The organism is Exiguobacterium sp. UBA6282 (assembly GCF_002440475.1).
In the GTDB taxonomy this organism is placed as follows: domain Bacteria; phylum Bacillota; class Bacilli; order Exiguobacteriales; family Exiguobacteriaceae; genus Exiguobacterium_A.
Window position 1 is genome coordinate 21,849 of the sequence record NZ_DJUM01000021.1, and the last position, 23,275, is coordinate 45,123.

At 43.6% G+C, this 23,275-nt stretch carries 30 protein-coding genes and 2 pseudogenes; 16 read left to right on the forward strand and 16 right to left on the reverse strand.

The window, feature by feature from the left end:
• The 9 genes and pseudogenes from B2751_RS06585 to B2751_RS06625 all read left to right on the forward strand — a co-directional run.
• A pseudogene (locus B2751_RS06585) lies at positions 1-527 on the forward strand (alkaline ceramidase); the annotation flags it as partial.
• Between the two features lie 31 nt (positions 528-558).
• Positions 559-924, forward strand: a complete 366-nt coding sequence (locus tag B2751_RS06590; protein ID WP_290773708.1) for a hypothetical protein — start codon at positions 559-561, stop codon at positions 922-924.
• Positions 925-1,223: 299 nt separating this feature from the next.
• Positions 1,224-1,472, forward strand: coding sequence for a hypothetical protein (locus tag B2751_RS06595; RefSeq protein WP_290749930.1), 249 nt, complete (start codon positions 1,224-1,226; stop codon positions 1,470-1,472).
• Between the two features lie 79 nt (positions 1,473-1,551).
• The gene (locus B2751_RS06600) at positions 1,552-2,031 is read left to right on the forward strand and encodes a DUF4825 domain-containing protein (RefSeq protein ID WP_290773710.1); all 480 of its coding nucleotides are present in this window, start codon (positions 1,552-1,554) and stop codon (positions 2,029-2,031) included.
• 143 nt (positions 2,032-2,174) lie between these two features.
• Positions 2,175-2,522, forward strand: coding sequence for a PadR family transcriptional regulator (locus B2751_RS06605; protein WP_290749936.1), 348 nt, complete (start codon positions 2,175-2,177; stop codon positions 2,520-2,522).
• Positions 2,515-3,231, forward strand: coding sequence for a hypothetical protein (locus B2751_RS06610; protein WP_290749940.1), 717 nt, complete (start codon positions 2,515-2,517; stop codon positions 3,229-3,231). Before B2751_RS06605 ends, B2751_RS06610 begins: the two co-directional genes overlap by 8 nt.
• A gap of 10 nt (positions 3,232-3,241) precedes the next feature.
• Complete coding sequence (locus B2751_RS06615) at positions 3,242-4,027, forward strand: ABC transporter permease (RefSeq protein WP_290749942.1); 786 nt, start codon at positions 3,242-3,244, stop codon at positions 4,025-4,027.
• On the forward strand, positions 4,024-5,505 hold the full coding sequence (locus tag B2751_RS06620; protein ID WP_290773712.1) for a hypothetical protein: 1,482 nt from the start codon (positions 4,024-4,026) through the stop codon (positions 5,503-5,505). The genes B2751_RS06615 and B2751_RS06620 overlap by 4 nt, the downstream gene beginning before the upstream one ends.
• A gap of 18 nt (positions 5,506-5,523) precedes the next feature.
• The gene (locus B2751_RS06625; RefSeq protein ID WP_375092144.1) at positions 5,524-6,156 is read left to right on the forward strand and encodes an ATP-binding cassette domain-containing protein; all 633 of its coding nucleotides are present in this window, start codon (positions 5,524-5,526) and stop codon (positions 6,154-6,156) included.
• A 51-nt stretch (positions 6,157-6,207) separates the two neighbouring features.
• Here the strand turns inward: B2751_RS06625 and B2751_RS06630 are convergent, their stop codons facing one another.
• Together B2751_RS06630 and B2751_RS06635 are read right to left on the reverse strand one after the other, a co-directional pair.
• Positions 6,208-7,113: a TerC family protein gene (locus B2751_RS06630; RefSeq protein ID WP_056061010.1), complete on the reverse strand. Its 906-nt coding sequence runs from the start codon at positions 7,111-7,113 to the stop codon at positions 6,208-6,210.
• A 259-nt stretch (positions 7,114-7,372) separates the two neighbouring features.
• Positions 7,373-8,572, reverse strand: coding sequence for an MFS transporter (locus tag B2751_RS06635; protein WP_290773714.1), 1,200 nt, complete (start codon positions 8,570-8,572; stop codon positions 7,373-7,375).
• A 310-nt stretch (positions 8,573-8,882) separates the two neighbouring features.
• Between B2751_RS06635 and B2751_RS06640 the strand changes: the two genes are divergently transcribed.
• The 6 genes from B2751_RS06640 to B2751_RS06665 all read left to right on the forward strand — a co-directional run bounded on the left by B2751_RS06640 (position 8,883) and on the right by B2751_RS06665 (position 12,569).
• Complete coding sequence (locus B2751_RS06640) at positions 8,883-9,212, forward strand: winged helix-turn-helix transcriptional regulator (RefSeq protein ID WP_056061015.1); 330 nt, start codon at positions 8,883-8,885, stop codon at positions 9,210-9,212.
• 385 nt (positions 9,213-9,597) lie between these two features.
• Complete coding sequence (locus B2751_RS06645) at positions 9,598-9,816, forward strand: hypothetical protein (protein WP_035408256.1); 219 nt, start codon at positions 9,598-9,600, stop codon at positions 9,814-9,816.
• Between the two features lie 55 nt (positions 9,817-9,871).
• Positions 9,872-10,600, forward strand: coding sequence for an ATP-binding cassette domain-containing protein (locus tag B2751_RS06650; protein ID WP_290773717.1), 729 nt, complete (start codon positions 9,872-9,874; stop codon positions 10,598-10,600).
• A gap of 58 nt (positions 10,601-10,658) precedes the next feature.
• Positions 10,659-11,921, forward strand: coding sequence for a hypothetical protein (locus B2751_RS06655; protein ID WP_290773719.1), 1,263 nt, complete (start codon positions 10,659-10,661; stop codon positions 11,919-11,921).
• Positions 11,918-12,193 carry a hypothetical protein gene (locus B2751_RS06660; protein WP_290773721.1) on the forward strand — a complete coding sequence of 92 codons (276 nt, stop codon included), beginning with the start codon at positions 11,918-11,920 and terminating at the stop codon, positions 12,191-12,193. Before B2751_RS06655 ends, B2751_RS06660 begins: the two co-directional genes overlap by 4 nt.
• Positions 12,183-12,569 carry a DUF3267 domain-containing protein gene (locus B2751_RS06665; protein ID WP_290773723.1) on the forward strand — a complete coding sequence of 129 codons (387 nt, stop codon included), beginning with the start codon at positions 12,183-12,185 and terminating at the stop codon, positions 12,567-12,569. Before B2751_RS06660 ends, B2751_RS06665 begins: the two co-directional genes overlap by 11 nt.
• 101 nt (positions 12,570-12,670) lie before the next feature.
• On the opposite strand, the gene B2751_RS06670 is transcribed toward B2751_RS06665, so the two are convergent.
• Together B2751_RS06670 and B2751_RS06675 are read right to left on the reverse strand one after the other, a co-directional pair.
• On the reverse strand, positions 12,671-13,363 hold the full coding sequence (locus tag B2751_RS06670) for a hypothetical protein (RefSeq protein WP_290773725.1): 693 nt from the start codon (positions 13,361-13,363) through the stop codon (positions 12,671-12,673).
• Positions 13,364-13,606: 243 nt separating this feature from the next.
• On the reverse strand, positions 13,607-13,906 hold the full coding sequence (locus tag B2751_RS06675; RefSeq protein ID WP_290773727.1) for a hypothetical protein: 300 nt from the start codon (positions 13,904-13,906) through the stop codon (positions 13,607-13,609).
• 291 nt (positions 13,907-14,197) lie between these two features.
• Here B2751_RS06675 and B2751_RS06680 point away from each other — a divergent pair, with 291 nt between their 5' ends.
• The gene (locus tag B2751_RS06680) at positions 14,198-14,530 is read left to right on the forward strand and encodes a zinc-binding dehydrogenase (protein ID WP_290773729.1); all 333 of its coding nucleotides are present in this window, start codon (positions 14,198-14,200) and stop codon (positions 14,528-14,530) included.
• A gap of 425 nt (positions 14,531-14,955) precedes the next feature.
• Here the strand turns inward: B2751_RS06680 and B2751_RS06685 are convergent, their stop codons facing one another.
• From B2751_RS06685 to B2751_RS06740, 12 genes and pseudogenes are all read right to left on the reverse strand, one after another.
• Positions 14,956-15,309: a hypothetical protein gene (locus tag B2751_RS06685; protein ID WP_290773731.1), complete on the reverse strand. Its 354-nt coding sequence runs from the start codon at positions 15,307-15,309 to the stop codon at positions 14,956-14,958.
• A gap of 163 nt (positions 15,310-15,472) precedes the next feature.
• Positions 15,473-15,925, reverse strand: coding sequence for a GNAT family N-acetyltransferase (locus tag B2751_RS06690; protein ID WP_290773734.1), 453 nt, complete (start codon positions 15,923-15,925; stop codon positions 15,473-15,475).
• A 210-nt stretch (positions 15,926-16,135) separates the two neighbouring features.
• Positions 16,136-17,311 carry a hypothetical protein gene (locus tag B2751_RS06695; protein WP_290773736.1) on the reverse strand — a complete coding sequence of 392 codons (1,176 nt, stop codon included), beginning with the start codon at positions 17,309-17,311 and terminating at the stop codon, positions 16,136-16,138.
• 37 nt (positions 17,312-17,348) lie between these two features.
• Positions 17,349-17,687, reverse strand: a complete 339-nt coding sequence (locus B2751_RS06700) for a hypothetical protein (RefSeq protein WP_290773738.1) — start codon at positions 17,685-17,687, stop codon at positions 17,349-17,351.
• 18 nt (positions 17,688-17,705) lie between these two features.
• The gene (locus B2751_RS06705) at positions 17,706-17,987 is read right to left on the reverse strand and encodes a hypothetical protein (RefSeq protein ID WP_064299968.1); all 282 of its coding nucleotides are present in this window, start codon (positions 17,985-17,987) and stop codon (positions 17,706-17,708) included.
• Positions 17,988-18,017: 30 nt separating this feature from the next.
• Positions 18,018-18,260, reverse strand: a complete 243-nt coding sequence (locus tag B2751_RS06710) for a hypothetical protein (RefSeq protein WP_231884680.1) — start codon at positions 18,258-18,260, stop codon at positions 18,018-18,020.
• Between the two features lie 366 nt (positions 18,261-18,626).
• Positions 18,627-19,481, reverse strand: coding sequence for an NmrA family NAD(P)-binding protein (locus B2751_RS06715; protein ID WP_290773741.1), 855 nt, complete (start codon positions 19,479-19,481; stop codon positions 18,627-18,629).
• A gap of 53 nt (positions 19,482-19,534) precedes the next feature.
• A complete protein-coding gene (locus B2751_RS06720; RefSeq protein ID WP_290750013.1) occupies positions 19,535-19,954 on the reverse strand; it encodes an RrF2 family transcriptional regulator in 420 nt (139 codons plus the stop codon).
• Between the two features lie 36 nt (positions 19,955-19,990).
• The gene (locus B2751_RS06725; RefSeq protein WP_023468121.1) at positions 19,991-20,284 is read right to left on the reverse strand and encodes a hypothetical protein; all 294 of its coding nucleotides are present in this window, start codon (positions 20,282-20,284) and stop codon (positions 19,991-19,993) included.
• Positions 20,271-21,149 carry an NmrA family NAD(P)-binding protein gene (locus B2751_RS06730; RefSeq protein ID WP_290750017.1) on the reverse strand — a complete coding sequence of 293 codons (879 nt, stop codon included), beginning with the start codon at positions 21,147-21,149 and terminating at the stop codon, positions 20,271-20,273. The genes B2751_RS06725 and B2751_RS06730 overlap by 14 nt, the downstream gene beginning before the upstream one ends.
• Before the next feature lie 372 nt (positions 21,150-21,521).
• A pseudogene (locus B2751_RS06735) lies at positions 21,522-21,695 on the reverse strand (EamA family transporter); the annotation flags it as partial.
• Positions 21,696-21,835: 140 nt separating this feature from the next.
• A partial coding sequence (locus tag B2751_RS06740) for an ABC transporter permease (protein WP_290773743.1) occupies positions 21,836-23,275 on the reverse strand: 1,440 nt, incomplete at its 5' end.

Here is a 23,275-nt window from a genome sequence, read left to right on the forward strand (position 1 = left end):
TCAAAGCAAGCGAAGTGATGCAGTTGGTCGAGATGGGTTGGGGTGTGACGACCGGAAAACTCGGAGTCAACCGACGGGAGAAAATAAATGGACAAGCGGTGATGGGAACAGATCCGTCTGGGGTGGCGGATGACCGAATTGGAACATTGTTAATTCGTCGGACCGGTGATGCGGGTCTCGTCGGAGCTTTCGTCTTTTGTACGGCGCATCCGAACGTCTTGAAATCAGACAGTGTCGTCTTATCCGGTGATTATCCGGGTGTCACTCGAACGCTACTCGAACAGGCACTCGGCTGCCCGGTCGTGATTGTTCAAGGCGCGACGGGGAACATCAATGCGAAATATCGTGGTGACCTAGCAAGTCTACAGAAGATGGCGTTTGCTCTAAGCGGACACGTCTTAATGACAATTCCGGATGTGTCGTTTCAACCGTTAACGCACCACCGGATTCAGTCAGTGATTTATCCGATGCGCTTAACAGAAGTACCGGCTGCGAACGTATTGCAAGACATGGCGAACTTACGCTGAACAGACATGGGGCGTCAGCGCAGCACGATGGTTGGCGTACGTTCAGGAACGATCGGGAGCAACACTCACCATCCCGGTCGAAGTTCAATTGTTTGAACTAAACGAAGGGTCGTTCTCAGGCATCCCGATGGAGCCGTTCTGTGAGACAGCGCTACAGATAAAGTGGATGCGTCAAACGGAACTCGCCTTTTTCGGAGGCTATACGAACGGTTACATCGGTTATTTGCCGACAGCGGAAGAACATCCGTATGGTGGGTACGAGGTGGCAATCAATCCCGTCGTCTACGGTCCAGTGACAGGACTTTGGATGCCACCTGTACCGGGAACGGCGAACGACATCGTGAATCGTATCCAACAACTCTATGAAACGAACAACAACCCAGCTTCTCTCCTTTGAGAGGCCGGGTTGTTGTGATTACGACTTGATTTTTTTGATGATCCAGAATAAAGCGAAAACAAATCCGCATGTTAGGAAGATAAATAAAAAGAGCAGAATGAGTAAGTTAGACATTTGTAGCATCGGAGACCTCCGTGAATAGGTACAGCTAGATTTTCGAACTTTTCGAATAGTAATAGAGTAACATAGTAATTAACAAAATATAGGTAAATAGGTTGTTGTTTTAGATATTTCTTAATTTATTTACTTATTATATAAAAATAAGTTATTTTATTACATTTAGAAAAAGAGGGAATAACATGATCATCAAAAGATTTATTCTTAGTTTTGTCATCACTTATTTATTCCTCAGTTTGCTTTTATCCTTTAGCATCGGATATACGATCGATTGGATTCCCGAAGCAACTTTGACTCAAAAGATAAAAGGGTACGTCATTGAAGGGTTCACTCGTTTTAAAATTATAAAGCTTTTGATTGCTACAGGTGGAGGTACTGGGTACAGCCTACTCTACTTAAAACAAAGGGCATCGAGTTTATCAAAGCGTTGATTTCCTTTATTTTGAAACTTTTCTTTGCTTGATTCGTTTATTAGGATAAGAACGAGTCAACGTATTGGGGGAAATAAAATTGAAAAAGACAGTTGGTGCAATCATTTTAGCGAGCGGCATGCTAATACTCGGTGGTTGTGGAACAGCAGCGACACAAACCGATTTATTTAAGCAACAAGGTACATATCTAGGAGATAACAGTAGCGTACGAGACATCGTTCAACAGTTACCACATGGCGATCAGTTAAAGAAAATGGAACTTGCGACGAAAGAAAAGCCGTATCAACTAACGTTACGTTATGCTGGATACGAAGAAGGACAGGTCGAACAAAAAAGCAATCGTACGGCAATCTACAATGCAACAGCACTGTTCACATTGATTCCGAATGTCGACCGTGTCAACATGACGATCGAGGATGCTTCGTATCACTTTAAGAAACAACAGCTGCGCGATTGGTATGGAAAAGACTTTACGACGTACGATAATGAGAAAGCACTGAAGGCGTTCACGAAGCCTTTTATCGAAGATTCGAAGAAAGTAAACGACTTATTGAACTGAACCGACCGAGCACGCTCTTGAAAAGGAGTGTGCTTTTTTGTTGATTCATTCCCATAAGTTTTAAAAAGTACTTTGCATTACAGAGTAATTCAGTTTATCGTTAAGGAACTGAGACATCCAGAATAAGGAAGGGGTTGTACGAGATGGAAATCGATAAAGAATTATTAAAGGGGCACGTCGACACGATCATCTTGTCGTTGCTGAACGAACAAGACCGATACGGGTATGAAATCGCGAAGACGATCCGGCAAACGTCAGACGAGCAGTTCGAACTGAAAGAGGCGACACTCTATTTGTCACTCAAACGCCTTGAAAAAAAAGGATTCGTCATATCCTATTGGAGTGACGAAGCAGCGGGCGGCGGACGACGTAAATATTATGCGCTGACGACTGAAGGAAAAATCCTTCTTGCGAAAAAACGACTTGAATGGCGTTTTCTAAAGCAGCTACTCCCGAAGTTTCTTGAAGAGGGAGACGGCGCGCTTGAATAAACTCGATCATTTTGTCCATGACTTGTATCAAGATGCGGATGTGACGGATCCGGAAATCATCGACGTCATGGAAGAGACGCGAAGTCATCTTGAACAATCGGTGCGAGACTTGATGATTCAAGGTTATTCGGAAGAAGAAGCGACGAAGCTTGCCATGTATCGTTACGGTAGTAAGGAGCATGTCGATCAGCTCTTGACGTGGGTCTATCGAAAAGAGCGGACGTTCGCTTCGTGGTTGCTCCGCATCGGAATCAGCATCGCCGCTGCAACGATAGTGTTCTTTATCGGCACGATGATGTTGAGCCAGCATCAGTCGCTCGCCTATGCGGATGCCTTTTATGGCAATGAACGTTCGATTGAATCTTACGAACGCATTTTAGAAGAGCATCTGTTACTAATATCGATTTCCGGACAAGACGTTTCGTCCTCGCGTGACTTCACGGTTCACCGATCGATTTGGTTACCGGAGCTGTTCACTTCGCATGGCATGTATCTGATTGACGAACAGCACCTGACAACGACGGAAAGTTTCGATGTTACGAAATTCGGTGCTGTGCTTGCGCTAGTCGGCTTGACGATTTATCTCGTGACATCAATCATTTGGAGCGTCATCAAGCTTTATCATGCAGGACGATTGCATCTATTAAGTATCGTCTCAGTCGTATTCTTTAATGTACTGGGTTATTGGTTTTGGGCATTACGAAAATAGGAGGGGTCATATGTCGCAACAAATTAAGCTGATTTGGTCACAAGCATTCACGGTGAAGCAATGTGTACTCTATCTTTTGATCATCCTCGGTTTACCAACTCTTCAGTTCAGTTTCATTTATAAGAGTTACCAGTTCTTCCTACCGACAGAAGTATTCGAAGAGACGCTATCAGGAACGATCCCGATGCTGTTTCCGATACTTGCAGTCTTGATTTTCTTGCCGATCTTCATCGCTGAATACAAGGATAACTATCTGACATACGTTCGAACGCGTGCCAGTCTAAAGGATTATCTATTTGCGGTCGGTTTCGTCAATGTGATGCTGACAGGATTTGTGTTCTTTTTAATGACAATCGTCACGTTCGTCCTCATTCGTTATGTCGAACCGTTTTTCGGTCTAGTCAATTACGCGCCGCTAAGCGAAAAGACGCATGACGTAACGAATGCATTTTCATTCTTGGTGGACATTCACCCGTTACTCTATGCCGTTCTTTACGCCGCTTGGATTGGACTCAACGGAGCAGTGTACGCGACACTTGCTTACCTGTTGATCTTATCGCTCGAACAAGTCTATCTCGCAATTTCATTACCGTTCTTCGCCTACCATATCTTTAACTTCGTCGCTGGTATGATGCAAGCTCCACAATTCTCACCTATCAGTACGGTCTTTCCGTTTAACATCACGGAGCAGCCGCTTTGGACAGTGTTCGTACCGTTTACTGTTTTAATCGTTGTTAACTTCACGCTCTACCTGACGATGATTCGACCGAAACCGGAGTGGATCTTTCAGTCATGATGAAGACACGGAATATTTTGATTGTACTGAAGAGTTTATTCATCCTCGTGATCAGTTACGTCGCATGGTATAGACGGCAAGAAGTATTGACGAAGGCGCAGGAGTTCGGCAGAAACGTCAACGCGTGGGACATCACGTTTGCGATTCAAAATGATATGTACCTGTTACTCTTTTTCCTGATGCCGTTACTCTTGTTCCTCTCGTTTCGAATGATTGAACAGCAATATGAACCGTCGATTTTGATTCGGGTCGGCTCATTTCGGAACTGGCTATACTACTCGACAAAATGGTATTTACGTGCCGTCCTACCCTTGTTCGGATGCGTCTTGCTACTGAGTCTTCTTAGTGCCAGCGATCAATCGTTTACGTTGCAATGGAGTACATACAGTCAAATCTCGACTAGTGGCAACATAAGTCATCATCTCAGCGCGACTTTTCGCTCACCACTGTCAGTGATTTTTTTACAACCGATTCTTTGGTTGCTTGCGAGCATTATGTTACATGGGTTCATGTGTCTTGCGTTTCTATTGCATGAAAAGCATAAGGGCTTGTTGCTACAGGCGGCAGTGGTAGTGATTTGGTGTATCTTCAGTTTTAAATCATCGTTTGGAGTAGGAGAGTTCTTTTCAGCCGCCGCGTATTTCTCTGTCGGGGCTGTATCCAATAGAATGCATCCTTGGATGGCACTCATCGTCCTCAGTATTGCGATTGCGCTGATCTATCTATCGGTCCAATGGATGCGACCGCTTCGTCAGCTACTGACTTCACGAAAGGAGTTCGTACCGTATCTCACCTATGCGATGATTGCCAGTCTGTATATCTTCCTCAGTAGTAACCGAGCGTCGACTGAGCTACAAACGATCGGTGATCTCTTCGTCGTCGCATTTTACGGTGTCAATGCAATGGACAGTTCGTTTCTTCAACTCATGTCGTATCTGATTCTTTTTTTCGGACTTGCTTATTTAAGTCAATTGCGTCTGCAAAATCAAATGACGGCAATCGGACCATACACGTGGATGCGTTACCAACGGCTCGAGAAATGGGCGTTTCATGTCTTCGTTAGGGAAGGACGTTTCTATCTACTTGCCCTCGCGTTTCTAATCATCGGAACAACAGGTATCGGAATATTGCAAGGGTTATCGTTGTCACTTTCGACTAGTCTCTTATCGATTTCGTCGATGCAATTGCTTCTACAACTGATCGGTATCTCGATGCTTCAACTGATGCTTTATTCGCTTTTGAGCTTCATCTTACTGTGGCAATTTCCGGACGGTTACGCGATGCTCGGGTTGTTTGGTGTCTTATCCGTCCTCTTGTTGCCAAACTTCAATCAATACGGAATCTTTCCGTCCGGACTGAACGGATTCGCTCAGCTTCAGTCGTTCAGTCTGACACATCTATTGTTCGTCTTGCTGATCTATCTTGGGCTTTCACTTGTCTGGTTATACTTTCTGTTTCAAAAAAGCATTCGTATATAAGGAGGACGTTTCGTGGAAATGATTAAACTAGAGCAGGTCACGAAAGGGTATCAAGGCAACCCCTTGTTCGAAGATATCGATTTGACGATTCAAAAAGGAGATATCGTCGGCATCACTGGACCAAACGGTTCAGGGAAATCGGTCTTGTTCAAGATGATTTGCGGCTTCATTCATCCGGACGCGGGAACGATCACAGTTCGAAATGAACAGCTCGGTCAGACGCGACGCTTTCCGGAAAACGTCGGTGTCATCATCGATCGACCGGGCTATATCGCCCATAAATCAGGATTTGAGAACTTAAAACAACTCGCAGCAATCCGGAAAGTGGTCACCGATGCCGAGATTGAACAGGCGATGCGGACCGTCGGCTTACAGCCCGGTAATCGGCAGAAGGTCAAACAGTATTCGCTCGGGATGAAACAAAAGCTCGCGATTGCCCAAGCCATTATGGAAAAGCAGGACATCTTGATTTTGGATGAGGCATTCAATGGGCTCGATCACGATAGTGTCCTGCGTCTGCGAGAACTATTATTGTCCTTCAAAAAAGAAGGGAAGACGATCATCTTGACGAGTCATAATCAACAAGACATCGATGCGCTTTGCGACTCCGTCTACCGCATCAATCAAGGTCGGATTGAACAGGTCGGCTAACATAAACAGGGAGTGGATCAACGGATCCACTCCCTGTTGCTGTACGATAGATTATTTTCCCGGCTTCGTTTTGTAGAAGCTGTAGAAGACGCTGATCAGGATGACGAGGACGATCGTACCGAGCGACATCCAGATTGGCATTTTGTAGACGTCACTGAAAATCATCTTCGCTCCGATGAAGACGAGCATGAAGCTTAAACCGTGTTTCAAGTAGTAGAAACGATCAATCAAGTTCGCGAGGACGAAGTAGAGACTACGAAGTCCAAGGATTGCCATGATGTTCGCATAGAAGATGATGAACGGATCACGCGAGTACGCGAAGCTTGCAGCGACTGAGTCGACGGCGAAGACGATATCTGATACTTCGATGAAGAGTAGGGTGATCAAGAGAGGCGTGAAGAACAACTTCCCATCAATTCGTTTTGCGAACTTACCAGACGAGATGTCTTGTGTGATCGGTAAACGTTTCTCTAACCAACGAATCGTTCTGTTGTCTTCGAGCGACGTCTCTTGACCGATGTTCTTGTACATCATCCAACCTGTGTAGACGAGGAACGCTCCGAAGATGTAGTACACCCAAGCGAAGTTCTCAAGTAGCGAGACACCAGCGACGATGAAGATGACGCGGAAGAAGATTGCACCGAGAATACCCCAGAACAAGACTTTGTGCTGGTACTTCAATGGAATTGCGAAGTACGCGAAGACGAGTGAGAAGACGAAGACGTTATCAATCGCGAGAGCCTTCTCGATGAAGTACACACTCGTATATTCGACAGCAGCGGCGCTACCTTGATCAATATAGAGCCAGCCTCCGAAGGCGACAGCGATCGCGATCCAGACGAACGTCCATGTCCACGCCTCCCGAAGCGAAACTTCATGTGCCTTGCGATGGAAGACTCCAAGGTCAAGGGCGAGCATGATGAAAACGATGGCTAGAAAAGCAATGAGTAGTGTCAACAGCGCTTCCTCCTTTAAGGTGATTAGTTATCTTGAGTTAATTATAAGTTCATAAGAACTCAAAAGTAAAGGGGTAAGTGTGCTCTTTTTTGAAATTGTGAACAAAATCCGCCAAAGGTACTGTTCATGCGAACAGTGCCTTTGGCGGATTACGTGAGTGGTAGAGAATGCAGTTCAACATACAGAGCGAGAGTATCGATGATTGTAGCCGAGCTCATCGTACACTCATGCGATCGTTAAGCATAAAAATCTTCTTTTACTACCGTTCGAGACGACGTGAGACACCAGTCAAGATGACGGCAAGAATGACCATGATACCGCCGACCCATGGCGTGTGGACGAGTCCGATCGTATCGGTGACAAGACCACCGATCGTTGCGCCAAGTGCGATTCCGATATTGAAAGCTGCAATATTTAAGGCAGAGGCGACATCGACTGCTGCTGGGACGTATTTTTCAGCCAACTGGACGATATAGAGTTGGAGTCCGGGGACGTTCATGAAGGCAAGAAGTCCCATTAAGATGATCCCGATGATGCCAGCGACCTTGAACGGAATCATGAATGAGAGGGCAATCATGACGATGGCATGGATGATGAACATATAGAACAATGCTTTAATCGGGTTACCATTCGCGAGTTTTCCGCCAACCGTATTCCCGATTGCGACGGCGATTCCGTAGAAGAGCAGAATGATACTGATTAAGCTCGGACTGATTTTCGTGACGTCCTGCATGATCGGTGTCAAGTACGTAAAGGCGACGAACGTTCCACCGTAACCGAGGGCAGTGATCAAGAAGCCGAGCATCAAGCGTCCGTTCGTCAACAATTTGAACATGTCGGAGAACTTAGCAGGTGGTGATTGTTTCAAGTCTTTTGGAATCAAGAAGAAGCTTGCGATGATCGCAATGATTCCGAGTGCAGCAACCGCGAAGAACGTCGCGCGCCAGCCGAACGATTGACCAATGAATGTACCAAGCGGGACACCCGTGACGGTCGCGACCGTCAGACCGGTAAACATCAAGGCGATGGCACTTGCTTTTTTATGCTCCGGTACGAGCTGGACAGCAATCGTCGCACCAATCGAGAAGAAGACACCGTGCGAGAACGCCGTGATGAAACGGGCGACGATCAACAATTCAAATGTCGGTGAGATGGCGGAGATCAGGTTACCGGCGATGAAGACGACCATCAACGCCATCAGTAACGTTTTCCGGTTCATCCGGTTCGTTAGTGCCGTCAAAATCGGTGCTCCGACGGCGACACCGATTGCGTAACCAGAGATGATGAGACCAGCGAGTGTGATACCGATATTTAAGTCACGAGCAATCGCTGCGAGCAGTCCGACAGGAACGAATTCCGTCGTACCGATCCCAAAGGCGCTGATTGCTAAGGCAAGTAGGGCAAGTCCGCCGTTACTTGGAGCCTGTTCCTCCTGTACCTGTTGATTTAATTGATTCATGGGGATTCCTCCTAAAATGATTTCAGTAGGGATCGTGTCCGGTGGGCCCGACTAAACATGATCCGCTTGACATGACCCCAGCATAACGGGGGTTGTTCCTTTCGGAAAGTACGTACTTTAAAGTGCGATAGGCACTAAAAAGTACCCTACTCGTTCTTTTGGATGCAAGGTCTAAAAGGAGATTGTACTTTCCGTTGACAATTGCTATCATATAGCCAGCCAATCCGCTTGGGAAGTACGCACTTTCAAGTACGATAGGCACTAAAAAGTGCCTATGTTCTCAACGGAATCTCGAAAGGATGGATCGCACATGCCATACAATATCCCGGTCGAAGCAACACTAGAAGTCATCGGTGGAAAGTGGAAGGTCGTCATCATGTGTCATTTAATCAAAGGCGAGCGCCGGACGAATGAGCTTCGTAAGCTGATGCCGACGATCACGCAAAAGATGCTGACGCAACAATTACGGGAGTTAGAAGAAGACGGTGTCATCATCCGGACGGTCTTTGAACAAGTCCCACCAAAAGTCGTCTACTCGTTATCCGAGTACGGCTGGTCGCTGAAGCCGATTCTTGACGCGATGTGTGCATGGGGTGAAGGACATATCAATTTGACAGGCGGAGAGGTTGTTTCGTCTTAATCGCCAGAAAAAAGGTTCGACATTATGGTCGATCCTTTTTTTGCGCTCAAATTGTCTGGAAATAAATAAGTTGTACAGTAAGTGATCATTAGAAAAATCTTTTATTATATTTACTCCATCAACTGTGAAAAATCCTTAAATTTTTTGGGCGGTTTTTATCAGATATCAATAAAACAAGTCAATAAAGTACTAGTATTGAGAAATCCCTTGATAAGAAAGTCATGAATACAACATGATTGATTTGAGTCTATAGGGCGGGTTCCTGATTTTGGAATATTTGTTACGATCAAGTGGAAGAAAGTTTTAATTTTCTCTTTCAAGAACTAATGCCATGTTTCATCAGAGTGAATGACTTTCTATCTTGACAGAGAAAGGAGGAGTTCGGATGTCTGCTATGTTCGTGTCGTATCAATTATCTTTGGAAGAAAAGTTCTTCAACATGATCGAAAACAAATGGTTCTGGATGGTTTTCGCTCTTGTCATTTTAGTAGGAGTATTTGCATATGCGTTCTATTGCACAAGTCGAGGTTACAGCTTTAATGGAAACGTGAAATTAAACTGGCCAAAGTTCTGGCAAATGGGAATTGGCTGTAAAGCCTCGTAACGTACTTAACTGGCGGGGGCTCGTAGAGCTCCCGCTTCTTTCAGGAGGTAGAAACATGATTGAAATCGATGATTTGACAAAATCATTTAAAAAGAATCGCGTTATCGATGCGTTATCAGCATCATTTTCTTCAACGGGTGTCTCTGTCATAGTTGGAACAAATGGCAGTGGAAAGACGACACTATTGAATATGTTGACGAATTTGCTAGAAGCTGACGGTGGCGGCATTCGAATTGATGGTATTACACCTGGTAGTCAGGCATACAAATCTAAATTTTTCTATCTTCCTTCTGACTTTTATTTACCAGGCTACATGACTGGTAAGGAATATGTACAGTTCGTTTTAAGTCGATATGAGACAAGTGAAGAGGATAAAGCTCCTCTTTTAATGGACTTACTCGATTTGGCGGACGGTCAAAATAAAACCATTGAGTCGTATTCCTTTGGTATGAAGAAAAAAATTCAAATTGTCGCAGCCATTGCTGCCAATACTGACTATATAATTGCTGATGAAATTTTCGGCGGACTTGATTTTGATACGTCTTTGCTCGTTCAGGAACTGTTTGCAACAGTCAGCACGACGAAAAAAGTGATTATCGTCTCTCATGAACGAAATACGATTGATCGTTTTCCCGAAGATATACGACTTATGAGACAAGGTTCACTTGTCAATTTTGAAGGAACTCCAGAGGAATTGACGGATGTTATTAAACAAGAGGAGGTCTTACGTGAAAAGCTCGACATCGTCAGCAAACATTTTATGTCTACTGAAATTCTTCTTTAATGATACGTTTCATGGACTTTTCAATCGTCCTTTTTTTAAAAGTCGGATGAATCGGTACGTGTTAGGTATTCTTCTAATGGGTCTCTATCTTGGATACTTTTATCTGAACATGGTTCAGCTCTCCACCCTATCGAATAATGCAGTGGAAGCAGATGAGACAACACGATTGCTGGCAGGGAAGATGACGCTCAGCAGTTATTTTAATGTCATCTTTATTTTAGGTACCTTTATGTTCGTTTTAATTAATGGAACCGTCTCATTGAATCGGAACTCTTTATTTTTTGCGAAGACACTTCCATTCTCAGAAAGAGAAGTCAATATCAGCCAGCGATTATTTAAACTCTCTGTTGCCCTAGTCTTTTTCGAATTACTGATGATCATTGTTGCACCAGCACTGAAACTAATTCCTATGCGCTTGGGAACGGCACTGCTTGTTTTAATAACACTTCATACTGTATTCATCAGTAGCTTTTGGTTATTGGATTGTCTCCATGCAGCAGTATTGCATCGTTTATCAGGTATGAAGCGTACTATTTTCAGTTTCATTCTTGATCTAGTATTAGTGGGTCTCGTGACACTTCATTTATTAAAAACACGATTTCAGGTTGATGTATGGGTTAGTACGTTACCGTATTCGATTTTAACGATCACGCTAGTTATGTTGATGACGAGTCTTGTCGTTGGCACGATTGCCTATACTCTTCATGCAGTTTTCTTTGCTCGAAACCATTTGTATGTCCGGCAGAATTACTTCAAGTTAGGATTGCCTGCTTTCAATATTGGTTTAGCGACTACTATGCCTGCAATCATCCGAAGTAAAAACTTTCTGTACTTTTGGGCATTACTTGGTGTGATGTCAATCGGAGCATGGTACCAAGTCGGATGGGGGGGAACTTTTCAACTCTGGTTGTTCTTATTGCCGATACTTGGAGTAGTGACGATTACATATGCAGACGCAACATTAGCAGTTAGAAAGTTGTACGGACTGTACCGGATCCATCCCTTGATGGAACTCATGTCACTCCTTGCTGTCGCCATCATTTTGATGGCACCGGCACTATATGTCGGTATCATTGAGACAAACAGTTTGAATCCATATATGTATGGAATCAATATCTTTTTCGCGGCTACAATTGCAGGATTTTTATTTCCGAAATCTCAAAGTAATATCAATGAGACGATTGCATCCGTGTTGACGATCATTTTAATTGTCTTACTGTCTGTCCTCGTCAGTATCGATGGGGCATTGTATCCGACATTAGCGATCTTACTTGGTGTTTTATATCTCATTTTAAAGAAAGAATACGAGGTGGCAAAATGAAAATCACGAAATTAATTGGTGTTGGTACTGTTTTGTGGACAATTATTTTTTTAGTCGATTATATTTATGAATTGTTTCAAATCAATGAAACGAGTGTCGTGACGACGATGACAGGATTAAAAATTACAACGGTAATGACAAAAGAAGAATTGAATACACACTTCGCGTTGACACTTCAAGCGCTTGTTCTCTATTTGGTATTTATCGTTTTATTCACATTGTTTGGTGTCTTCTTACAGAAGCGGCGAACGTTAGCGCGTCATGACAGCTGAGACAGTTCTGCATCTTATCAGCTATATTCTTCTGATTTTCATTGTCGTAGCGATACACGAAATGATCCATTTATTGTTCGCATGGGTGTTTCGACGGCGACCGACAGTGAAACTCGATCGATTTTTAACGCCAATCGTCCGCTATGAGAATAATCAGAATGACTGGCAAAATTTAATCATTGCTGCTTCTGCACCAGCGATTTTATTTTCGTTCGGTATTTGGATAGAAGGAGATGGCGGTGGATGGGTTTTAGTTAAAATTTTATGTTTATCAAATGTATTTAATTTTTTCCCGGTGACAACAGACGGCCAGATGATCCTGTTATCCTGCTTAAGAATGATTAGAAAAGAACAGCGCAGAAATGACGCTCTGTAATATTTGTGCATTTCCATGTAAATAACCCCTCATTCCTCGAGCGGAATGAGGGGTTATTTACATGGAAAAGATTCTAGCGAAGATAAATTTGGTGTCCGGCGTTATTTTTGAGCGATATACCTCTTTTGATCGAAATCATATTTAAATGCAACGATCATTAATGCATCACCCGTTGGATTTCGATACGAGTAGAGAAGCGTCCCCTGTTTTTCTCGGTACACGACTGTGCCTTCAGCATAGACTTCTCCAATCGTAGAGTAATCTTCTGTATGATGAAGCGTCATGACACCAAGTCCTATACCTGAAAGAACACGATCGACGTCAGCTAGCGTCATGCCGGGCTTGATCTTCTTTCCAGGTAAGAGTCGTTTCTTTGCCGGTGTTTTAGGGATGTATTCCTTCTCTGCAAGGTATAAGGTGTGACCGTTTTGTTTCGTCTTGAAAATCAGATGCATTCTTTGCTTAAACCAATGATCGTCTGTTACTTCATAGGGATAAAAGGCAAAAGCGTACAAAGCATAGTCATCTTCAATTTCTCGTAATGCAGCTTTTTGTTTGAGTGTTGTGACGCCATGCTCTTTCTTTATGTATTTCCTATACGATTTTCCGTAGAGCGATTTTGCAACATTTGTCGCGGTCATGCCGAGTTTTAGCTTCTTGTAAGACGCATACTCCTTTGTCGCTGCGTCGACAGAATGAGGTGCGAAAACAGCACCAATCATCGAAAGTGTGAACAGAAGCGCGAAGAGTACTTTCAACTGAACACGGTGTGACTTTTTCGGACGTATCATCATAATTGTGTCTCCTTTGATGAGCTTATTAAAAACCGTGCGATTCTTTTCGTTTGAGATACCAGAGTAGTCCTGTGGTAATGCAAAGACCCATCGCACCTAGTATTCCGATGTACAAGAAACCAATGAGATCATTTCCGATATTCTTTTGAAAAAAATAGGATGAACCAAAAATCGCAGTGGCAAGCATGAAAATATTGCGTAGATGGCGAAGTATTTGGAGCATTGTGGACAATCCCTTCTGATTCAGTTGTCTGCTCGACGGATTTCAATCGCGACAGCCGAGTCCTTTGCAAACGTCACTTGAATCGTGTCACCCGTCTGAATGTCAGCCGTGTTATCTGTTTTGCCATACACGATCGTATCCGTTGTGACGCGAATCTTTGTCAAAGCATACTGTTCGTCCGGTTTTTGTTCACTCGGAGCGACGAATAACGTGTCCCCTGTAATCTCTTCGACGACACGTGCATCGTTCTCGTGTGTACAGGAACCAAGCGGCATACAAAGGAATAGAATAAAAGCAAATAGCCTACGACGCGTCGGCATGAACCAGGCACCTACTTTCGTCAGTTAATAGGGTTAGATGAAATCGTATTATTATATAAATTTTACCAGTTGAGACACCGATTGATGTAAATCAGAAAAATCTTTCTTGCTTTGAAATGAAAGGAATTCAGGCATAAACTACGTATGATTGATAAAATACCCTCATCTCGATCAGAGGAGGAATTACGATAAAGCTAGCCATCTGTACCTGCTACGAACCACTGGATGTCTTGCATATTAGAGTGATACCTCGTTTGGCTCCGAAATCAACTGTAGTACTCATCAAAGTGTATGCATCTGTCGTCCACTCCAATCTTAATTTACGTTGCATCGTGCGCTGCCGGAACGGCTGCTGTTCGAATCGCAAAAGCAAAAGGGCTTCAGGTGACGGCTGTCTGTAATGGACAAAATGCGGAGCGGGTCAAAGCGCTCGGTGCCGATCACGTCATCGATTATACAAGGGACGGCTACGATGGATTGTTGCTGGAGTACGATGCCGTCTTCGATGCGTCTGGAAAGATTAATAAGACGAAAGAGAAACGGCACGTCAAACAAAACGAGTCTTTGCATCCGTCGCGGGGTAAGGTGTGGCGAGAGAACGGAAAGAAGATATACACTATTTGAATAAACTGTTTGAAGCGGGACGATTTAGAGCCGTCACGACCATATCTGTTCACTTGATGAAATCGTCGAAGCGCACCGTTATGTCGACACCGGGCGAAAATTCGGTAACGTCGTCGTTTTAATTGCAGAAGAATTAAGTTGATTTAGTGGGTTGGACGTAACTGATTTTGAGCATTCAGTGCTCGAAAGTAAGTTTGGAAATTACTAAGAAAACGTAAAAAAACTGACAACGTCTACCATACATGATGTCATGTAAAGAAGCCTTCTCGATTGTATCGGGAAGGCTTCTGCTTTAATTTCGGATTGGTCAAAAAAACGGTATTCATTGATTACAGACTTTTAAAGCGTCGCGATTTTTGACACCAGATGCAGAATGGAGTGAAACAACGAATGTTGAATCATTTTTCTTTATGACGGATGACACATTACACCAAGCTGAGTAATAGTTGAGGCTGTTGGGAGAGGAAGTCGTCGTTTTCGACGTAGCGATGATAAGACAATGACGAATCGTTCATATGAAAGAGCGTCAACTGTTGACTCTCGAAGTCGACTTCTTCAATGTAGACAAGTTCTGCAGCGTCACCGGAGTGATGGGGAAGAAGCAGTTTTAAGGATAGTCTCTCCCGTAAAGCAATGAATAACATGACTTCCATTTTATAAGTCGCCGAAATGGAAGAATCATTGTGAAGAATAACGGATGAATCGATGGAGAGGCAAATAAGCGGATTCATAGTAGATAACGACACCGGATGAGTGATTTCTTTTTGAAGGTGCTGCATGATGGACCTCCTTATAATAAGAACGTATGTTCATATTATGGGGGATGAATCCATTTTTTGCAATCCTATATAACGTTAATAGCCTCATGATGTCTCATTCATAATCGTTCGAGTTTCACTGTGAGATAGCGGAATCTACTTTTCGAAAAGAATGCTGAAATTCTTATATATCTTGCGATAACCGAATCATATCCGTGCACCGGATCCCGTTTTCGATGATCACCTCTTCATAGTGTCTCAAGAAGAAGTTTAAATCGACTCCAACGATTCTGAATCCACATTTTTGGTAAAGTGCTAGCTGTCCAATGCTTGAATTGCCCGTCCCGATTTCAACGGTCGTATACCCCAGTGTTTTCGCTGTGCGAATCGCATGTCGTAAAAGATTTTTTCCGATACCTTGTCCTTGATGCGACTCATCTACTGCGATATTTACGATTTCTATCGTTTGAGGTCTTGTCGGGAGAAGTACATATACACCAATCCATTGGTCATTCCTTTCAGCGACGAAACAATGACCTCTTTTTGCATAGCTTTCGACTAACTTTTGAGACGGGTCCGCTGCTAGCAAGAGGTCCATCGGTGGATTTTCATGGACGGATAATTGTCGGATGTTCATATTCATTCTCCTCACGGATCGATTGATATATGTTTGTCTTAGGCTTCAGTTTCACTCTGCTGCCACAATAGCTGATGTAGAAGCGTTACGAAAGAACCTGTGAACTTCTGTCCTTCTTAAGAATACAAAACAGCATGTAAGAAAAAAAGTCGTCATCCGTATCGAGTAACGGAAAACGACTTTCTTTTGTTAGATTAAGATCATGATCGTTTAGTTAGACGGGAGAAGCTTTACGACATGCAAGGTGGATTTTTTTCCGTTCGTGATGGAGTAAGTGAGTTTCCCATCTTGCAGTAGAGGAAACGATACCAGCTCTTCAAAGTCCGTCAGAGGAGCGACGGTCTTCGCTTTTAAGTCCGCATATATCAACTGATTGATGCCTTCTCGGAAGACGATTTGTGTGTTCGAAAGGAATTGAATGCCGTTAATCAACGTCTGGGCACTGGAAGCAGAATAGTTCAGCGTCTTTTCGTCTAATCCGATGGGTTGGAATATGGCGTCGCCTTCTGTGCCGAGAGCGAAATAGGTGCCACTACGACTGAAATCAATTAATCCGGACATCTCTTTTTTGTAGGCACCATCCAGCGTTTCAAGCACACGGACGTTCTTTCCGTTGTTAAAGTGAGACGTGTATAAGGTCACGCCGTCATCGCTATCGCGGTGCTCGTATGTGAATAGACCGTCTTGTACCTTTCCTGTTTTTAAGATGAAGGACTGGAGTGGTGTGATCTTTCCGGTTTTTAACGAATACGACTTTAACGTGGAAACCGTTTTTTGTGCAGTCGCTTCTTGCGTGATCCAGGAAACCCGAGTTGACGTGACATCGATTCTCGGAGGAGATGTATCGAAGCGACTTTCGCCAGTATCCAGCGTTGTCACCTGATTCGTTGTAATTCTTAGTTGACGAATCGACCATTTCACACCGGTCTTTGTCGGCTGTTCCGTTTCGACCCATAGTAAAAATTCACCTGTACCCGTCATCATCGGGATTGCATTCTTCGTCGCATGAACAATTTTGTTATGCTGTCGTTTCGTATCGTATGTATAGATGACACTCTTGTTTTCTTGTAGGTCAAAGTAGAAGATCTGGTTTTGGTAGAAATACTGTGGATCGATCGAGACACGGTGTTTGCTCAGTAATGAAGAAAGGTCGTACGTTTTCGTTTGACCTAACGTGACGCGCTTCGTTTGCTTTTCTAATTCGATTGCTTGTTGGTTATTGGAGTCGGTCGTTGCTTTCTTCAAGGAAGTGTTTACTTGTTCAGGTGACGCGATATTTTTTTGTGCTACACGCGGTGTCGCTTGTTCTTCCATCATGGTACAACCCGCTGTCGTCCAAACGATGGTCGAGAGGAAAAAGACGGATGCGAATCGATGTAATTTCATATCGGATAGCTCCTTCGAAGATTTTTGAAAATGTAGTTCATTGCTGTACCTCATGTGAAGAAGGACTCGAACGACGGGTGTAAAGAAATACGAGATACCACCACTTTAATGTGTAGGCGAATAAGAAGATACACATCCATGCCCACGGTCGCAGTGTCGTCAATCCTTCGTAAAAATGTCTGAATTCTGTAATGTCAAGACGGTACAAAGAGTTCCAAATGAATAGTGCATACAGGAAAAGCATCGCTACCACCGCTCGGATCGACGCTTTTCTCAAGGCTGGATGCTTGATCGCGACGAAGATTGCACTGATAAGCGTGATGAAAAAGAATGCGTAGGAAAGTACCCACACCCACATGTCATTGGTTGGACCCATATGTATTTTCCTCCTCAGTTAATCATGGATGCGTCTAGACGATCTTCTAAACAAAACAGAAAGAATGACATCAATCAGTAAGCCGATCAAGAACCAACTGATCAAGGTCAGGATGTAGATCAGGAACAGTGGGACATGGAAGGAATCTAGCCATGTTCCAAGAAAGGATCGTGATTCAAGAAGCCAGAAAACAGGGCTCGTCAGAAACAACAAGATATTTTTGTCGTCGTAGCCGAAGGCATTGAACAGACAGACAACAAGTGAGAGCAAGGGTAGCCAGAGTCGAAAACCTTTACGCATTATTATTCATCTCCTGTTTGAGTGAGGGGTTCATCGGACCTGAATCAAAAAGGCGGATAGACCGTCACCATGTTCGTTCCATCCGGCAACGACCTCATAGGTATACGTACCTTGAGAAGAAGGTGCGATAAGAATGTCGTTTTTTAATGAAACCTGTTCACTTTTCGTTTTCGAATCCCAGCGTACGACTTCGAGCGAATCGGGTTTACGATCAAACGAGAGATGAATTTTGTCAGAGGGTGAGACGATGACGGGTTTACTTTTTTCAGTCATGTGTAAAGCATCCACATAGATCATGTCCGCACATTGAGCACTGAACAAACTGGACCAGCAATAAGAACCTTGGACAGTTGGAATCGCTTTACCGTTTACTTCGACGTTTGGNNCAAGTAGTGAGCCAATCAAAATGAATTTAAGGATACCAGCTCCTCCTTTATTGAATAATTAATAGTGTTAAATCGGAAATTAAAATCAATCAAGTCATATATCATGCAAAAGAATCTTCATATAGAATCATTTTCCACAATAAACTATCAAATCCCTTCAAATGGATGAAAGGATTATGAATGAGGCACACGTGTCTCTTTGAGACGACTAGGTTTTGAGGAAGTCATTTTCCTTTTACGAAGAATAGAGGAATCAATGCTTCTCCCAGTGGGCTTGATAATCGAGAATATATTGACTTAGGGGAATCGGCTCAGTACCAGTCACCTCGCGGAACTGACGGTTCGTTCGTTTCGTGAGTCCAAGACTAATCGGGAGGTGTAACATGATGACTTCATTGACGTAGCTTTTCGGATATCCTTTTTGAACCATCTTCATTTGGAAGAATGGAATCGAAGGGTTCGTGTAACGGATCGTCTTTCCTAAGAGTAGCGTCATCAGACTTGCGATTTCATGGAAGCCGAAAACTTCCTCGCCATGCAACGTATAGACACGATTGAAATGGGGGGCAGGATGTTCGAGGCAACGGATGACGAACGTCGCGATATCCCGGATGTCGATCATGCTTGTCTTCCCAAGACCAGCGGGCGTAACGATCTGCTCGTGAAAACGGATGTCATCACGCATGAAGAGATTCAAATTTTGCATGTAGTATCCGGGACGGATGATCGTAAACGGGATACCGGTCTCTTGAATGATCTTTTCGATCGTATGGTGAGGTGTCAGCGGAAAGACTGGAACATCCTTGAACGAGAGATAAACAATGTGCCGGACTGAGGTGAAGCGCAAATAGCGCAGAAAGAGATGGAACTGTCGTGTTGATACTTGGGACGGATACATCAAAAAGAGTTGATCGACGCCTTTTAACGCTTGTGAAAACGTTGAGATATCGGCGTAGTCCAGGTGACGATAGTGAAAAGCATTGCCGAATTTCTCTGAAGCAGCTGCTGGGTCGATGACAGCCGCATGAAAGGGAATATGTCGCTTCATCATTGCATGACCGACGGCTAGTCCAACGTTTCCTGTGAATCCTGTTACTAAAATCGTCATGTGTAACGTCCTTCCTGTACACTTGACTGAACTGCTGTTTGATGAGAAGTAAATCATGATATGTCTAAGAAAAAGTGAGGTGGTAAATCATCCGCTAATTGCTTTATCGTAACTTGATTGAGCGTATTAAAGAATGAAATCAGTGCAACATCTAATAGTTGATCTAACGCACATACCTGATAACGCGTTCCCGGAAAAAGCGGACGTTCGAATAACGCGACGACATCTCCGACCCGGACAGTATGACTCAATGGGAGGAGTTGAACACCGCCTTCTCGTCCAGCATGGGTTCGTAAAAGACCTGCTCTTCCTAAAATTGAAATGATTTTCGTGAGATGCTCGTACGAGATGTTACATTGAAGCGAAATGTCTCTCGTCTTTACGTATTCTCCTCTTCGTGTCATCGATTTTGAGGTGTGTGCCAAAAAAAGTAATGTCAGTAAGCCATGTTCTGTAGCACGTTTCAACCGCACGACCGCATCTCCTTTCATTTTTGACTGACGATGATATCAGACAATCAAGAGACAATATCGCGTCATGGAGGAAAAGGGCGCTTTCGTCATGTAAACATGCGTGTAGGAATCATCGAATGTGATCAAAGCAGAAATGAGGTGGGCGCGAATGTACCGACAGGAGAGGCTTCGCCGTTGAGGCGTAATCAGTTCATCTCTTCGAGAATCGAAGTCGAGCAACAATTGCAATGGGTACTCTGTGAATATCGTCACCTGACAATGAATGCCGAGCCGGTGATAATAATCGACGATGCATTGACGAACGAACAGTGCTCGTTCATGAGTAATCATATGCTTTGCCCTCCTCTTCATTTACCCAATCGGATAGGTGGTCTTTTATATATTGCCGAAGGGTGATCGGTCGTTCACCAATTAGTTCTAGAAAGTGGTTATCCGTCTCATCCGCTAGACCTAATAAGATCGGCACATGAAGTTTGATGATTTCATTGGTTTCTTCGTAAGACAATCCATGTTGCATCATAAAGGACCGGAAAAAATCAATCGACGGGTTCGTATACATGATCTCTGTTTCAAGTTCTTCTCCGAGAAGCCGGGCGACTTCGTAAAAATTGTAAGCCGCTTCACCGCTGATCGTATAGATTTTATTGAAGTGAGTGGCTGGGTTTTCAAGACACGTCATCACGACGGTCGCTACGTCACGGGCATCAATCATGCACGTCTTACCAATTCCTGCCGGTGCAAAGAGGTGTGCATGATCTCGTAACATATCTCGCATGAACATGTTTAAATGCTGCATGTAGTAGCTAGGACGAATGGTCGTGTAGGGAATGTCGGTTTGGCGAATGACGACTTCAATACGATGATGTGGCGTGAATGGGAGGGATAGTGCGTCTTTGGCTGAGAGGTAGACGATGTGTTGCAGGGCAGTCTGTCTGAGATAATGAATAAAATATTCGAATGTCTCCAAGCTCGCGTTTGCAGGAAATTCGAGAAAGATTTGATCGCAACCTGCGAGTGCTTCTACGAACGTCGAGGCATCCTGGACATCGAATCGACGAAAGTCAAAATGCTCTCCATATAATTCGGAAGCGGCTTGTGGATCGGATACCCCAATGCAAAAAGGCTGTTCTTCCGTGCGCATACGTTGGCTGACGAGCTGCCCGATCGGTGAAGAAAAGTCCGTAATGAAAATCATGGGAAGGTTCCTTTCCTCTCTTAGGTGAACGAGGCATCACTGATGTTGTAAAGTGGTAAATAAAATACTTGTATTAGTTATATAATACCCTAATTATCTTTCAAATACCGGATAGATGATAGTTCCTGCTAAAAACATAAATAAGTATTCCATTTATTCAATATATGAACCTTAATAATCAAAAAAATTAATTATTAATACTTATGTTTACATATCTAGGTTTATTATGAATATTACTTTACGTACTTGTTGTGAAGGCTATCGTAAATGTACGCGTATGTTTCCTTGAGTGTCTTAATCGCATTCACGTCTGTTCCGATGACATCCACTACATCAGTCGACACATACAAAAGGAAATCCGAGTCAAAGAAGACTAGGTTTGTTCGTTCGTTTAACGAATAACGCGAATAGGATGAAAATAACAGCGGTCATCGCTAATCGATAGGTCAAGGATACTTCCAAGGCGACAGGTGTTCCTTGGATTTTGACAGCAATGAAGTTCAGTCCCCAGACGATCAAACAAAACAGATACATGAAATAGGTCATAGCAGGTCCTCGTTTAAGTAGTTTACTTCCAATTCTTTTCCTGTATTTCATCTTACCAAAAGTAGAACGTTAAGAAATTAATTTCGGTATAAATAGAAAAATCACTGACCGTCATATGACAGCCAGTGATTAAGTAGTAATCATAATTTGATTTTAACGGTGTAGAGAAAACCAGTGAATCCTGTTTTTACGTTCATGACGAAGGTATTTTCAGTTTTAGGTACGATGTAGATGACATCAATTTTTGAGTGTAACGGAGCGTAATAACCTAAGCTTTCTGAATAGGCTTTTTTGTTCAGATTGATCGTTTCTTCAGGCGTGTAGCTTTTCTTGTGACGATCAATCAATGGGAAAGAAGAGGGTTTATAGTCGATATAAGAGTCAGCTGAATCTTCACCCTTTACCTGCATCTCAAGTCTGACAGATACGGCTTGTTTATCTTTCGGAAGATTCTTAAGTGGAACACGTTTCGCCGAACTGACCATGAACCCACGTTCTTTCATTAAATTTTTATCACCAGCATATGTCTGAAGACCACCTTTATTCATCAGTTCTTCGATGGCGTCTGTATTCGTTTTCTTTGACTTGTTCTTTTGTCCGGTCTTCACGGTGGTTGAAGTAGCATTCACAGCATCGACTTCAATTTTGACGGTCGTCGGTTTCGCAATGGCTTCGCTTGTCGCGAGAAGCACATACGTATTTTTATCACTTGGAACACGGAAAACAAGATCGACGCGAGAAACGAAAGGTGGGAAATAGCGATAGCCGTCCTTCCAAGCGTCTGGGTTCCGGTTCTCATAATCGACAGCTTCGTATACATTACCGCTTGTATCCTCTAACGTAAATAGATTTGGCTTATAAATACCATATCCGCCATCTGCGTCTTTATCCTTGTAGTTCTCAAGGATGACGGGAACGGTAACATATTGTTCATCATCAAGAGTTGGTAATTTCAACTCCTTTGGAGGTGATAGGAGAATTTTATCAACATGGAAAATATTGCTTTTTGTTTTAGGATCTCCCGGATAGGTTTGAACGACTCCACGATTCATTAGTTGATCGAGCTTGCTCGAATTGACTTTTTTCGTAGAGGACGCTTTCTTTTTCTTGTCTTTTACATCTGCCAATTTCGTTCCTGTCGTCTTGACCGTTGGTGCAGCTGTTTGTACCGGTTTCGTGGACGCAGGTCCTTCTTCTGTCGTAGCAAAGAAGAATAGGGAAGCGACACCAACGACAAGGGCACCACCAACTGCGGATAAGGCCAGTCGGAAACGTCGTTCCGTCGCTTTCGTATTCGTTGCGACACTTCCAATCGCAGCATTTGGTGTAATGCTGACGGCGCGTTGAGCGGGTAAGAGGGCACCGAGAACTCCCGTGATGGCAGGAATCAACAACATAATACTCAAAAAGCCGAGCTCACCTGTTGGGAACTGGTTATAGACGAAGCCGATCATCGCAAGAGCGATCAGTAAGCCAATGATTCCAGCGAACAGTCCCGTCATTAATCCTTCACTTAAGACGAGCGTCCGGATCTGACCGTTCCGCCAACCAGTTACCTTCAAGACGGCAAGCTGACTCTT

Coding starts and splice junctions, on each gene's coding strand:
- B2751_RS06595 (WP_290749930.1), top strand. CDS start 1,224: ATGATCATCAAAAGATTTATTCTTAGTTTTGTCATCACTTATTTATTC.
- B2751_RS06605 (WP_290749936.1), top strand. CDS start 2,175: ATGGAAATCGATAAAGAATTATTAAAGGGGCACGTCGACACGATCATC.
- B2751_RS06615 (WP_290749942.1), top strand. CDS start 3,242: ATGTCGCAACAAATTAAGCTGATTTGGTCACAAGCATTCACGGTGAAG.
- B2751_RS06620 (WP_290773712.1), top strand. CDS start 4,024: ATGATGAAGACACGGAATATTTTGATTGTACTGAAGAGTTTATTCATC.
- B2751_RS06625 (WP_375092144.1), top strand. CDS start 5,524: ATGATTAAACTAGAGCAGGTCACGAAAGGGTATCAAGGCAACCCCTTG.
- B2751_RS06635 (WP_290773714.1), bottom strand. CDS start 8,572: ATGAATCAATTAAATCAACAGGTACAGGAGGAACAGGCTCCAAGTAAC.
- B2751_RS06640 (WP_056061015.1), top strand. CDS start 8,883: ATGCCATACAATATCCCGGTCGAAGCAACACTAGAAGTCATCGGTGGA.
- B2751_RS06645 (WP_035408256.1), top strand. CDS start 9,598: ATGTCTGCTATGTTCGTGTCGTATCAATTATCTTTGGAAGAAAAGTTC.
- B2751_RS06650 (WP_290773717.1), top strand. CDS start 9,872: ATGATTGAAATCGATGATTTGACAAAATCATTTAAAAAGAATCGCGTT.
- B2751_RS06660 (WP_290773721.1), top strand. CDS start 11,918: ATGAAAATCACGAAATTAATTGGTGTTGGTACTGTTTTGTGGACAATT.
- B2751_RS06665 (WP_290773723.1), top strand. CDS start 12,183: ATGACAGCTGAGACAGTTCTGCATCTTATCAGCTATATTCTTCTGATT.
- B2751_RS06670 (WP_290773725.1), bottom strand. CDS start 13,363: ATGATGATACGTCCGAAAAAGTCACACCGTGTTCAGTTGAAAGTACTC.
- B2751_RS06675 (WP_290773727.1), bottom strand. CDS start 13,906: ATGCCGACGCGTCGTAGGCTATTTGCTTTTATTCTATTCCTTTGTATG.
- B2751_RS06680 (WP_290773729.1), top strand. CDS start 14,198: ATGCATCTGTCGTCCACTCCAATCTTAATTTACGTTGCATCGTGCGCT.
- B2751_RS06685 (WP_290773731.1), bottom strand. CDS start 15,309: ATGCAGCACCTTCAAAAAGAAATCACTCATCCGGTGTCGTTATCTACT.
- B2751_RS06690 (WP_290773734.1), bottom strand. CDS start 15,925: ATGAACATCCGACAATTATCCGTCCATGAAAATCCACCGATGGACCTC.
- B2751_RS06695 (WP_290773736.1), bottom strand. CDS start 17,311: ATGAAATTACATCGATTCGCATCCGTCTTTTTCCTCTCGACCATCGTT.
- B2751_RS06700 (WP_290773738.1), bottom strand. CDS start 17,687: ATGGGTCCAACCAATGACATGTGGGTGTGGGTACTTTCCTACGCATTC.
- B2751_RS06705 (WP_064299968.1), bottom strand. CDS start 17,987: ATGCGTAAAGGTTTTCGACTCTGGCTACCCTTGCTCTCACTTGTTGTC.
- B2751_RS06710 (WP_231884680.1), bottom strand. CDS start 18,260: ATGACTGAAAAAAGTAAACCCGTCATCGTCTCACCCTCTGACAAAATT.
- B2751_RS06715 (WP_290773741.1), bottom strand. CDS start 19,481: ATGACGATTTTAGTAACAGGATTCACAGGAAACGTTGGACTAGCCGTC.
- B2751_RS06725 (WP_023468121.1), bottom strand. CDS start 20,284: ATGATTACTCATGAACGAGCACTGTTCGTTCGTCAATGCATCGTCGAT.
- B2751_RS06730 (WP_290750017.1), bottom strand. CDS start 21,149: ATGATTTTCATTACGGACTTTTCTTCACCGATCGGGCAGCTCGTCAGC.